Raw genomic sequence first — 11,854 nt, 5'->3', positions numbered from 1 at the left:
ATCATGCCTAAATTCTAAGGCAAAATTTAAGAACTTATAAATTAATAATCTCTAAGATTCTTATTTCAAAGCTATTTTTATGATTTGTACATCGGACTTAAAATCCGTTGACCTTATAAGTCGTGAGGGTTCAAGTCCCTCTTCCCCCATTTTAAAACTCTGTTTAAGAATCTTTTGGGAATTGGAAATATAGTCAATTCGTAAATTATCTGCAAATATCTAATTTATGAAATCAAGGGAAATACTTATACCATTGCCGCAGTGATCAGTCTATTCGTAGTTAGGCGCATGGGCATTTAAAGTACTTGATAATTTCTTTGATAATTTACTGTGATGGTTCAGGTACAAGGGTATATATGTGCTCGCTGCTATTGGAGCATTGTGGATAATTGTTGGATTTTTTACAAGAAAAGGGGACAAAATATAGTACCAATCAGCTAAGAATTATAGCCATGGTTTATCTTGATTCAAGGCGGGGGGGGTAGCACATAGGTTAAAATAGATCATAACTGACTAGACCGCCAAGACTGGACTTAAATAAATAACTATGACCAACTCAACTGCAAATCAAAGCGATCGCATTGTGCCAACTGATCTGCGAGGTGAGATGTCGAGGTCGTATTTAGAATATGCCATGAGCGTAATCGTGGGGCGGGCATTACCTGACGCAAGGGATGGCTTAAAACCAGTGCACCGTCGGATTTTATATGCTATGCACGAGTTAGGGTTAACCCCAGAACGCCCTTTTCGGAAATGCGCCCGTGTAGTTGGTGACGTGATCGGTAAATATCATCCCCACGGTGACTCTTCGGTGTATGAAGCATTGGTACGGATGGCTCAGGATTTTTCCATGCGCGAACGGCTTGTGGATGGACATGGCAATTTTGGCAGTGTGGATAATGATCCTGCGGCAGCGATGCGATATACCGAGTGTCGTCTGACCCGTGTGGCTCAAGTTGGCTTAATTCAAGATATAGATGCCGAAACCGTTAACTTTGGTGATAACTATGATGGTTCCCAAGAAGAACCCCTAGTTTTACCTGCAAGAATTCCCCAACTATTACTCAATGGCTCTTCGGGTATTGCGGTGGGGATGGCAACAAATATTCCTTCCCATAATCTAGGTGAATTAGTGGATGGGTTAGTAGCTTTGATCGCTAATCCAGACTTAACGGATTTGGAGTTAATGCAATATGTGCAAGGTCCAGATTTCCCGACTGGGGCATTAATTTTAGGTAGAGAGGCAATCAGAGAAACCTACACCACAGGGCGTGGCTCTGTGACGATGCGGGCGGTAGCAGATTTTGAAGTAATCTCTAATCCGGGGCGCCAAGATCGTGAAGCAATTATTATTACGGAACTGCCCTATCAAACTAATAAGGCAGCCTTAATTGAAAAGATTGCTGAATTAGTCAATGAAAAGCGTTTAGATGGTATTTCCGATATTCGGGATGAAAGCGATCGCAACGGCATGAGATTGGTAATTGAACTGAAGCGGGATGCTTATCCCAAAGTGGTTTTGAATAATTTATTTAAGACTACGCCTTTACAATCGAATTTTGGCTGTAATATGTTGGCGATCGTGGATGGTGCGCCTCAGGTTTTAACCCTGAAATCAGCCCTACAGGTATTCCTCGACTTTCGTTCTGAAGTTATTACTCGCCGCACTCAATTTCAACTGCGTAAAGCTCAAGAACGGGATCATTTATTACAGGGCTTGTTAACTGCTCTATCTCACCTAGACGCAATTATTGCTTTAATTCGAGGGGCAGATGATACCGCCAGTGCCAAATTAGGACTAATTGAAACCTATGGACTATCGGAAGTACAGGCAGACGGAATCCTGCAAATGCAACTTCGCCGCCTGACTGCCCTAGAAGCGGACAAGATTCAAAAGGAACATGAAGAATTAGTAGTTGAAATTGCGGACTTAAATAATATTTTGAGCGATCGCCAACGGGTATTAGCAATTACCAGAACTGAACTAGAAGCAATAAAAGCCGAATTTGCCACTCCTCGCCGTACCATCATCCTAGATGGAGAAGGAGATATTAATACCGCCGATTTAATCGCTAATCGTGAAACCATCGTCCTTGTGACTGAACAGGGCTACATTAAGCGGATGCCCGTAGATACCTTTGTTGCTCAAAGTCGTGCCACTAGGGGTAAATCCAGTACCAACATGAAGGATGATGATGCTATTGATCACTTCTTTGCCTGTCGCAGCCATGATTCAGTTCTCTTTTTTAGCGATCGCGGTAAGGTTTATAGTCTCAAAGGTTATGAAATTCCTGAATCTAGTCGTACTGCCAGAGGTGGAGCGATCGTGCAAATGTTGCCGATTTCCAGTGAAGAGAAAATTACTTCCGTATTGGCGATCAGTGAATTTACCGATGATGAATTTTTGGTCATGTTAACCGCAGGCGGCTATATCAAAAAAACTAAATTGTCAGCCTTTGCCAATATTCGCAGTAACGGCTTAATTGCAATTTTCCTAGAAGATAATGATCAACTACGCTGGGTAAGGCGAGCAAAGGTGAATAACACCATTATCATTGGCTCTAAACAGGGTATGGCGATCAGGTTTCGTACCGATGATCAGCAACTGCGACCTATGGGTAGAGATACCAGAGGGGTAAGGGCAATGCGTTTAAGTGAAAATGATGAAATCGTGGGCATGGATATTCTGCCCGCAGGATTAGCAGAAATTGAAGATGTGGAAACGACCGATAATCTTTCTGTCTCCGAAGTAGAAGAGTCAGAAATTACTGATACCCCTGAAGAACTTACCGAAGAGCTTTGTGACGATAAAAGTATGGCTCCTTGGGTTTTAGTTGTAACTCAGGGTGGTTACGGGAAAAAAGTGCCTGTAGGACAGTTTCGGATTCAAAAGCGCTTTGGCAAAGGTATTAGAGCTACAAAATTTAAGTCTGGGCAAGATCAATTAGCTGCTCTCAAACTAGTTGATGCTGATGAAGAGTTAATGATTGTGACGAGCCGAGGGATTGTGATGCGCCAAGCTACCAATGCGATCGCCTGCCAATCTCGTACCGCCCGTGGAGTTAGACTGCAAAGACTAGATGCCGATGATGCGATCGCTGATGTCACTTTAGTTCCTGCGGCTATTGAAGAAAATACAATTGTGCCTGAATTAAGTTCAGTTCCGAGCGGAGAAACGGCGGTGACTGTAGTTACTGAACAAACGGTTGAAGAGTAAATAGCTCTCGTTAATTAATAAAGAAATTATTCAGGATTAAACAAAATTTAAATAAGTAGGTAAGAATTTGTTTACTTCGCCTATTACTTTAACTATCTCATGAAACTTTTTAATCCTCCAGTCCAAGTTGAACTAGATGCGAAGACCAAAATTTTACAATCCGCTCAAAAATTGTTTGCCCGTAGAGGTTTTGATGGTACTACAACTAAAGACTTAGCGATCGCCTCTGGGGTAGCTGAAGGTACAATCTTTCGACATTTTGCCAATAAAAAAGCAATCCTTATTGAAGTTGCTACCCAGGGCTGGATTAATTTGTTGACTGATCTGTTGACCGAACTTAGTGAAATGGGGAGTTATAAAGCGATCGCTCAAATGATGCAACGGCGCATGCTAAATATGGCAGAGAACCTTGACATGATGAAAGTTTGCTTTATGGAGGTACAATTTCACCCCGAACTACGGGATCAGATTCAGTTAGAAGTGGTGGATAAAATGACGGATATTGCTGAGGTGTATTTTGAAGAGGCGATCGCTAAAGGTATATATAGAAAGTCTTTAAGTCCTAAAGTTATTGCTAAAGTTTTTGTGGGGATGTTTGCAGTAGCAGGGTTTAGTAATGAAACCTTGACTGCTAGTGATTCAGCAATGGAGCTAAAAGCTATGGCTGAGGGGGTCTCAGATATTTTCCTCAATGGGGTTTTGGCAAAGCCTTAAGAATCTATTTAAGAAAGTATTTCTACTTAGCATTGAGAGAATATTACCAATAAAAAAATGCGCCCACCTTACGATACTGACTTAACAGATCAAGAATGGGAAACAAGCGCCAATTTTGCCAAAAGCATTCAAGGTAGGAAGACCAGCAACTGTGAATATGCAATTCTCCCGTTTAGTCTTTAGCATTTCTTCTTTATTAAAAAATGTTGACTGGTTTGTTAAGAAACTTGTACGATTGCCCTGCCAAACACATACCCAGCCCAGATTGAATATTGAATTAAGTCTAATTTGTGATATAAATTTGTAGCTCCAAACTCAATTATTAACTAAATATTATTATTTTCTAAAAGGTTAATTAAATATTAAATAGATATGAGTTTTTACTCTGTCAAAATACAAGACGATCTATGGATTTAATTTACTTTAATCATTAAAAACATTCAAATACGGCTGAATTTCTAAAATTGAGTCTAAAAAATACTAAGAACTAACTAATGCTATTGGCAATTAAATAAATTAAGAATTAGTTGTGTTTTAGATCACAATCTCTTAAAAATTCTTAAAAAAACTACTATATTTTGTTCATTTAGCAATAGACAAGTTGCATTTGTTCAGATAGTATGATTTCGTAGCCAAAACTACTAACTACAAAATTTTTTGGAGATTCTCTAATGCGTCTATCAAATCTAGGCTTAATTACCCTAATCGCAAGTGTCTTTGCTGCTCCTGCCTTTGCTGGAACACCTGCTTCCATTTCTGGTTCTACCACCTTTATTTCCCCTGCTGGGTTTACCTCTACCGTAAGTGGTGAATCAGTTCTTCCTTCTGGACTGATTTATAATACCCTAGGAGCCACATTGTATGGTTCTGGTACAGTCACTAATTCTATTGCTGTTGCTGGTGGGGCTACTCCCACATTTAGTACTAAGGCATCTTTAACCAATCCTGATGCTGGTGCTACTCTTCCTGCTACCGATGGTTCTGCAGTGAACGTGTTACCTCAATTCAGCTTACAAGGATTCTCGATCGCTGCTGAATCATTATCAATAGGTTCTAGTGTCGCTCCTACTGCAACAGTTACTCCTGCATCCTTTAATCAAGCTGCTGCTATTGTTTTGGCTAATGCTGCTCGAGCAACTGCTGGAGATGGTTCTGCTGGTGATCTTGCTATCTTGGCTGCTAATGGTAGAACTGTTCGTCTTGATAGTAGTGGAAACGTAGTAGTTGGTGGTTCTGTTACAGGTACAGTATATGCTTCTGGCAACATCGACTTCATTTCTGCCATCATCAAAGCTGGCGCTGGTGTAAACGGCTTAGACTAATTTCCGCTTTTTCATCCATTGAGTGATGATGCCTTAATTCAACTAACTTAATTACATTTTTTGGAGATTCTCTAATGCGTCTATCAACTTTAGGTCTTGTCACCGTAATCGCTAGTGCCTTTGCCGCACCTGCCTTTGCTGGTACCCCCGGTTCTATTTCTGGCTCTGCCACCTTTATTTCCCCTGCTGGTTTTACTTCCACCACAAGTGGCGAGTCTGTTCTTGCTTCTGGATTTCAATTCGGTACAGCTGGTTCTGTCTTGACTGGTTCTACTAACCCTACAGCGGCAAACCCATTTGGTGCCAAGGCTTCTTTGGCTACCCCCGATGTGATCGTTCTTCCTCAATTCTCCTTACAAGGTTTCTCAGTTGCTGCTGAGTCCTTGCAAGTTGCTTCCAGTGGTGCTGTTGCTCCAACTACTTTCCCTGCATCCTTCAATCAAGCCGCTGCTAGAGTCTTAACCGATGCTGCTGCTGCAATTGCTCAGGGTACTACTTTTCTGGTTGATAATGGTAGAACTACTGGTAACGGGACTGCTGCTGGTACAACCTATGCTTCTGCAAACATCGACTTCATCTCTGCGATCATCAAAGCTGGTGCTGGTGTTAACGGCTTAGACTAATTATTCTTAAGTTCTATATTTACTTAAGAAATTAGGTGGTAAAAGTACATGGAGGTATGGTTAAGTCGTATCTCCTATTTTTTTGAGAAAACTTTAGCCTTTAATTTTAATAATTAACAATCTTTAACTATGCTAAACCAATTTATTTACACCAAACGCAAGTTAAAAATCATGATATTACTGGGGCTTGCGGCTGGTTCTACGTTATTTAGTTATGATTCTGTCTCTGCCCAAGTTGCTAGTGCTTCAGGTTCCTCAACCTTGACTATCAATCCCACTATAACCACAACCATCACCAACGGTGTTATCCAAACCATCAGTAGTGGAGGTTATACTAGCTCGGTGTCTGGCGAAACTGTTTTACCCCAAGGTTACTTTTTTAGCGGTAGTGTTACTGTTAGTCCTACTTATGGTACTACCGCAGGTGTGGGTAATGTGGTTCAAACTCTAACCATAAACCCCGGTACTCTCACGGTTGTATCCCCTAATTCCACTTTTAATCGGGCGGCGGCTGAAACTCTTTTAAATGCAGCAAATGGTAGTGCAAGTATTAAAAATAATATTGACTCGGTTGCTGCCGTCATCAAAGCAGGGGCTGGGATTAACGGTTTAGATTAATCAAAATATTAGTTTAGTTTATTAACTAGCTTTAATCGAATTACCAAATTAATCTTGCCCCTAAAATCTGATGAACCATGACCGAATTGCAGGTAAAATCCGTCAGGGTTAGAGGACTTTTTTACTTAATCTTGTCTTGCTGCGCTATTTTCACTCTGCCCAGTAAATTACAAGCACAGTCGATTACTCAAACTATTCCCCTTGACCCTGGTAAAATTCCCGATCAAATCCAACAGCAAAATAACCTTCTTAATCCCACTCCAGAAACACCCCAAATAAAGTTTGATAGCAATCAAATTGATGAGATTATTCGTTTTGCTATCACTACTACTGCGGTTCGTTATCCGTTTTTGGCAAATCCTAGCGATAGATTAACATTTAGTCCCAGCACCTTTAATCCCTCTGATGCCAATAACTACTCTGAATCGGATATTCGTTTTGCTAAAAAGAATCCCACCATTGAAAAGCTAACATACGGATATTTCCCTCGCAGCGAACAGTTTTATTGGGTACTGCCCGACAACCGTGTGATTTTTGAGACCCAAGGCTTTCAAGGCGGGGTTTTGCAACAGGGTTCGGGTACAGATATTACCGTTAGCCAAACTGTGACATTTACTAGGGCGCTGTCAGGTAGGCAGGTAGTTACAACTCTGCCCGAAAATTTTGCGGAAATTACCAAAGATATAAATCCATCTACATTTACCATTCAATCCACTTCTGCAGAGGTATTTAACCCGCCCGGGATTCCCGCCCCCCCCATTGTTTTGAATACGGGAATTAATCTGAACAGCCCCAATGTTACGGTTATCAGTGCTGGTGTTGGCTCAACTAATAATAGCCAAGGTGGTGGTTCCAACTTTGGTAATTTGGAGCCGAATAATACCCCTCAAGTTCTCCAAGGCTTTCCAACTAATAATTTGCAAAGTCTATTTGGCAATGGCGCAATTCCCATAGCTGTGGGATCGGTGATTCCAGAGGCAAATCTTTTACCCCTTGGACTCTCATTTAATAGTCCCAATAATCCAAATAACACCTTGGGGGGGACAACTTCATCGCCCGGACTCAAAATTTTGCAGCTTAATAGATTTGATAATCAGGATTTACTGCAAATTTTAACTAATCCCTTTTTAAGCAGGAGTGATAGAGAGTTCTATTACCTAAATTCCCTTTTTTGGTCAGATTTGGGCATTCGCCAGCCGTTAGTTAGTACTACTCAAACTCAAACAACAAATTCGTGGCAGCGCATTTATCTTAGCCGACCTGTCAATCAAACCCTAATTAGCTATGATCCAAAGGAAATTAGAGCCACCTACAATAATCGCTTTATCAATCTGGGAGTTTCCGTTAGCTATTCCAACGATACGGGCAAATTTAACTACCAACAGTCACTAAACAGCACGATTGGGATGCTGCTCGGTGGGACTTTTTTATTCGCTGATCCGCAAAATCTTCAAGGACAGGTGGATCAGGCAAAGCAATTACGAGATGAAAAGGCTAAGTTTACACCCCTAGTTACTGTCGCTACATCTGAACAAAGACAGCAAATTAACCAACGCTTGAATAGCAGCCTGTTTTATAGCACCCTAGGCAGTAGCCTAGAACAAGTATCTGGCACCCTCACCTTTGCTAGTAATATTGCCCCCACAAGTTCTGATGTGTTTCAAGTGAGGACAGGTTTATATCGGCGGGCTGTGCAGTTTGTGGGCAGTGAAATCGGTGAAGTAATTAAAGGTGATACGACTGTTTCCGTTGCCCGTGTCTCCTTTGAAAATTTTGGTCCTTTAACCTTTATTGGTAGTAACATTCCCCGCAACGTGACGGGTATTCCTGCCAATGAAGCCTTTGCCTCTCAGGTGGTTCTGACTGCTCCTGATGGTAGGCAGTTTGTCCAGAATATTAACTCTAGTGATCCCGGACTTGTGGCAATTCCCATAGGTATTAAACGAGCAGAGTTAGCTTTTGATCGCATTGAACTTACCCGCCGCGATCGCCAGACTAGTAAATTTTTTGTTTATTCTGGTTATGTATCTTTACCTAGTGTCGAGTTGGGTTGGAATGGTTCTAATGAAGGTCTAAATTATGGCGTTACGTCAGGTTTGTGGTTCAATACTGCACCAAATAATGCAGGAAACGTGGAAAATAATACCTTGGGGACTTCAGAACCGTCCGTTGGGGTCTATGCCAATGCTTTTCTGACATTTAACTCAACTATGGTGGAACGAGATGATAAAAATAATCCACTATCGGTTATGACGATTTCACCTTTGCTCAGACTGGCATGGAATAGTTCTCCAAATTCTAATAATTCATCCACCTATAGTCTATCTTGCACGTTTTCTCGCCAGATTCCGGGCTTTAGCTTTTCTATTACCCCTGGGGTAACGGTGGCAGATCAAAAGACAAGTTATAGAACCATAAGTTTTGTTCAAGGCAGTATAGATATAGGGAATGGACTAAGATTTCGCTCTAGTGTGGAATTTGATCAAAATACCTTTTGGTCATTTGAGGGAACTCAACAACTTACTCCTAACTTTACAGTTGGGGCATTTTATAAAAACTTTACTGATATTAATCAAGGTATTGATACCCGTGAAACCGCTTCTAATTATGGGGTGAGTTTGCGTTATCAAGTTCCTGCTACTCCTGTATCTATTGAAACCCAATTAGGTTCTAGCGATGGTAACATTGAAGTAAGAATTAAGGGAAATGTCCGCTTTCAAATATAGTCAAACAACTTTCATTGGACTAGGTTTGTTACCTGATATTAGCGACAATTAAGGAGATTGGAAGAAAATTAGAAGGAGATTAATATGAAATACCCCAAGTTTTTTGTTTCTGCCCTTACGGTTGTGGGAATTTCTGGCTTTAGTAATATAGCGATCGCCCAAACTCCACCACCCCTTGCTTCTCAACAGAGCTTACAGGAATTTCAGCAGCCTGCTCAATCTAACTTTGCGATTGGTAATAGTGGTAGTGGTTTAAACCTGTTGCAGCTAATTCAAAGTGCTAGTTTGCTTGAGGGGAAGTCGGCTAAAGAGGTTACTGTGGGACAGAAAGAGACTCTTGATGAGGCAAGTTTACAATTTCGCAAGCAGCAACGTCAGCAGTTAGGGGTAACTAATCCGATTTTGGTGGATGGAGCTAATCCTAAAAAGTAGGATAAATTTGCTGATTAATACTCCAGATATAGTTTATTTAGAACTTGATAGGAATAACCTATGGATACTTTGTCTCTCAGGGCAACTTCCCAAAATACACTCTATGAACAAGATTTCTCTCTGTGGCTAGAGCAAACCGCACAATTATTGAGAGAAGGAAATTTAGGGGCGATCGACATAGACAGTTTAATCGAAGAAGTTGAAAGCATGGGGAGAAGTGAAAGACAAGCAGTTAAAAGCAACTTAGAAATTATTTTGATGCACCTATTAAAGTATAAATATCAGTCTGAAAAGCGATCTAACAGTTGGCGTTATACTTTACTGGAACATCGCCGCCGCTTAGATGAGGCTTTCAAAACTAGTCCAAGTCTGAAAAGATATTTTTTACAAGAATTTGCTGATTGCTATAAAGGTGCTAGGAAACTTGCCAGTGTGGAAACTGGTATTGCGATCGCAACTTTTCCTATAAATACTCCATTTACACCAGAACAGACTCTTGATGAAGATTATTTGCCTGAAGATTAGGAGCTTCAGCAATATTAAAAATTTAAGCAATCAATATTTTTGAGAAATACAAAGATTAATTAATTTAAGTTGAGAGTGCATACCCATTTTTAGGAAAGCATGACAAATCGGCATAGGATATTTTCATAAAATTTTTAATATTTACATAACACTATGCTTAATTTACTTGCAGCAGTTCCTGCTACCCCTACTTGGTCTTTTAGTGTTGCCCTGATTATGATTACCGCTAATCTTTTTGTACTGGCGATCGGTAGCAAAGCCATCCAAGTTAAAGGCGTTGGTCCCAGCTTACCTATACAATTACCCGGATTATTTCAGGGTTTTGGCGTGGCTGAGTTATTGGCTGTAACTAGCTTTGGACATATTTTGGGAATAGGGCTGATTCTGGGTTTAGGGCAAGCTGGATTACTATAATCAATTCTTTAATAGTTACATCAAACTAAGGGGAGCTTTTATAAACTTCCCTTTTTTTAGTCTTTATTTTTTCTTTTTTAGAATCTATATATTTAAGGGAGTTTGAGGGCTGCGCCCCACTTAATATCAAGGTTTTGGTTTGTATTTGCGTAATTCCTATATTTTTACTTCCGAAGATGGACAAAGAGTGAAAAGCACTGACTGTGGGTGATTTAGATCGTTTAAAATCCCGATCACATAGAGTAAAATTTTAGGAAAAATTACCCAGTTTAATTTAATTAACCTTAGTCAGAATATGAAAAAGCTTTTCGGTTTGATTCCCTTAGCCGCAGTGATGATGACAATGACAACTCCTAAAGCCGCAGCCGATGCTCCGGGGATGTCTTGGACATGGAGAGAAGTACGAATTAGTCATAGACAATGCCTTGATCGGGCTGACTCTGCCATTAGAGATGCAGGATTTAATGATAGTGTTGAAACCGTAGGCACTTCTCCCGATGTTTCCACCTTTGGCGTTAATGATGACTACAGAGCTGCCATTAGATGTATCAGTGACAAGGGAGTTGTTTTATTTTTAGTAACTGGGAATGGTTCTGACTCTGGCAAGCTGCAAAGAAGACTGGTTAATAATTTTCTGCGCTAACTCTACCAATTTCTCAACCATAGTTAATATTACTGAGCAATATTATTCCCCGTTAGCTGTTTTTTAGCATCTTTGCTCTCATACACACACTCCACACGGGGACTTTTTTCTAAATCACCGGTATAGCCAAAGGTATTCATCCGATCTTTACAGTCGCGTATATCTTGATCGCTAATGGCATTTCTTTGTAAAAGTAAGTTCCAGTTGTTAGGTAAAACCACACAGCCAGGTACAGCTTTTGCTTGGCTGACATAAACATTAAAGGGATTCAAGGTAACATAGACGTGGCTTGTCATCACCATTGCCGAAGCTCCATAGTTATTACAAAAATCCCGACTGGGAGCATTTACATCTAAACTAATGGCATCAATGGTTTGGGGCGTAGGGTTAAGGGTAGATAGTGCCACTCCTAAGCCAAGTCCTAAGGCAAAAATAGCGGCAGCGATCGCTAACTTTACCCCTGAACTCATACCAGAGGATGTGAAGGAATTAGGAGAATTAGGGGATGAACTGCGACGACGAGCCATAGAATCAATTTACTCTTACTGTTTGACTACTTATCTATTTGACTAGATTTGACTATACCCTAACATTTTATCTTTACCCTAGGCACTAGCAAT

The 11,854-nt window shown here is 40.6% G+C and carries 11 protein-coding genes; 10 read left to right on the top strand and 1 reads right to left on the bottom strand.

Annotated features, from left to right (window positions below):
* Positions 1 to 547 precede the first annotated feature (547 nt).
* The 10 genes from gyrA (at position 548) to SYN7502_RS04020 (ending at position 11,234) form a co-directional block, all read left to right on the top strand.
* A complete protein-coding gene (gyrA, locus tag SYN7502_RS04065) occupies positions 548 to 3,217 on the top strand; it encodes a DNA gyrase subunit A (RefSeq protein WP_015167617.1) in 2,670 nt (889 codons plus the stop codon).
* A gap of 99 nt (positions 3,218 to 3,316) precedes the next feature.
* Entirely contained in the window at positions 3,317 to 3,931 is a 615-nt protein-coding gene (locus SYN7502_RS04060; RefSeq protein WP_015167616.1) for a TetR/AcrR family transcriptional regulator, read from the top strand.
* Between the two features lie 671 nt (positions 3,932 to 4,602).
* Positions 4,603 to 5,253 carry a hypothetical protein gene (locus tag SYN7502_RS04055; RefSeq protein WP_015167615.1) on the top strand — a complete coding sequence of 217 codons (651 nt, stop codon included), beginning with the start codon at positions 4,603 to 4,605 and terminating at the stop codon, positions 5,251 to 5,253.
* A gap of 74 nt (positions 5,254 to 5,327) precedes the next feature.
* Positions 5,328 to 5,876 carry a hypothetical protein gene (locus SYN7502_RS04050; protein WP_015167614.1) on the top strand — a complete coding sequence of 183 codons (549 nt, stop codon included), beginning with the start codon at positions 5,328 to 5,330 and terminating at the stop codon, positions 5,874 to 5,876.
* A 129-nt stretch (positions 5,877 to 6,005) separates the two neighbouring features.
* Entirely contained in the window at positions 6,006 to 6,494 is a 489-nt protein-coding gene (locus SYN7502_RS04045) for a hypothetical protein (RefSeq protein WP_015167613.1), read from the top strand.
* Between the two features lie 77 nt (positions 6,495 to 6,571).
* On the top strand, positions 6,572 to 9,220 hold the full coding sequence (locus tag SYN7502_RS04040; protein ID WP_015167612.1) for a hypothetical protein: 2,649 nt from the start codon (positions 6,572 to 6,574) through the stop codon (positions 9,218 to 9,220).
* Between the two features lie 84 nt (positions 9,221 to 9,304).
* Complete coding sequence (locus tag SYN7502_RS04035; protein WP_015167611.1) at positions 9,305 to 9,652, top strand: hypothetical protein; 348 nt, start codon at positions 9,305 to 9,307, stop codon at positions 9,650 to 9,652.
* Positions 9,653 to 9,712: 60 nt separating this feature from the next.
* Entirely contained in the window at positions 9,713 to 10,177 is a 465-nt protein-coding gene (locus SYN7502_RS04030; protein WP_015167610.1) for a DUF29 domain-containing protein, read from the top strand.
* A 153-nt stretch (positions 10,178 to 10,330) separates the two neighbouring features.
* Entirely contained in the window at positions 10,331 to 10,591 is a 261-nt protein-coding gene (gene psaK / locus SYN7502_RS04025; RefSeq protein ID WP_015167609.1) for a photosystem I reaction center subunit PsaK, read from the top strand.
* Between the two features lie 295 nt (positions 10,592 to 10,886).
* Positions 10,887 to 11,234 (top strand): hypothetical protein, encoded by a 348-nt coding sequence (locus tag SYN7502_RS04020; RefSeq protein WP_015167608.1) that lies wholly within the window; start codon positions 10,887 to 10,889, stop codon positions 11,232 to 11,234.
* A 29-nt stretch (positions 11,235 to 11,263) separates the two neighbouring features.
* Here the strand turns inward: SYN7502_RS04020 and SYN7502_RS04015 are convergent, their stop codons facing one another.
* The gene (locus SYN7502_RS04015; protein ID WP_015167607.1) at positions 11,264 to 11,761 is read right to left on the bottom strand and encodes a DUF3172 domain-containing protein; all 498 of its coding nucleotides are present in this window, start codon (positions 11,759 to 11,761) and stop codon (positions 11,264 to 11,266) included.
* Positions 11,762 to 11,854: the final 93 nt, after the last annotated feature.

Source organism: Synechococcus sp. PCC 7502 (assembly GCF_000317085.1).
Classification (GTDB): domain Bacteria; phylum Cyanobacteriota; class Cyanobacteriia; order Pseudanabaenales; family Pseudanabaenaceae; genus PCC-7502.
This window is presented reverse-complemented; position numbering and strand designations above follow the sequence as displayed.

Bases quoted from the DNA above. Each gene is read 5' to 3' on its own strand.
- SYN7502_RS04045 (WP_015167613.1), top strand. From the start codon at position 6,006: ATGCTAAACCAATTTATTTACACCAAACGCAAGTTAAAAATCATGATA.
- SYN7502_RS04035 (WP_015167611.1), top strand. From the start codon at position 9,305: ATGAAATACCCCAAGTTTTTTGTTTCTGCCCTTACGGTTGTGGGAATT.
- SYN7502_RS04015 (WP_015167607.1), bottom strand. From the start codon at position 11,761: ATGGCTCGTCGTCGCAGTTCATCCCCTAATTCTCCTAATTCCTTCACA.
- SYN7502_RS04055 (WP_015167615.1), top strand. From the start codon at position 4,603: ATGCGTCTATCAAATCTAGGCTTAATTACCCTAATCGCAAGTGTCTTT.
- SYN7502_RS04050 (WP_015167614.1), top strand. From the start codon at position 5,328: ATGCGTCTATCAACTTTAGGTCTTGTCACCGTAATCGCTAGTGCCTTT.
- gyrA (WP_015167617.1), top strand. From the start codon at position 548: ATGACCAACTCAACTGCAAATCAAAGCGATCGCATTGTGCCAACTGAT.
- SYN7502_RS04040 (WP_015167612.1), top strand. From the start codon at position 6,572: ATGACCGAATTGCAGGTAAAATCCGTCAGGGTTAGAGGACTTTTTTAC.
- SYN7502_RS04060 (WP_015167616.1), top strand. From the start codon at position 3,317: ATGAAACTTTTTAATCCTCCAGTCCAAGTTGAACTAGATGCGAAGACC.
- SYN7502_RS04020 (WP_015167608.1), top strand. From the start codon at position 10,887: ATGAAAAAGCTTTTCGGTTTGATTCCCTTAGCCGCAGTGATGATGACA.
- psaK (WP_015167609.1), top strand. From the start codon at position 10,331: ATGCTTAATTTACTTGCAGCAGTTCCTGCTACCCCTACTTGGTCTTTT.
- SYN7502_RS04030 (WP_015167610.1), top strand. From the start codon at position 9,713: ATGGATACTTTGTCTCTCAGGGCAACTTCCCAAAATACACTCTATGAA.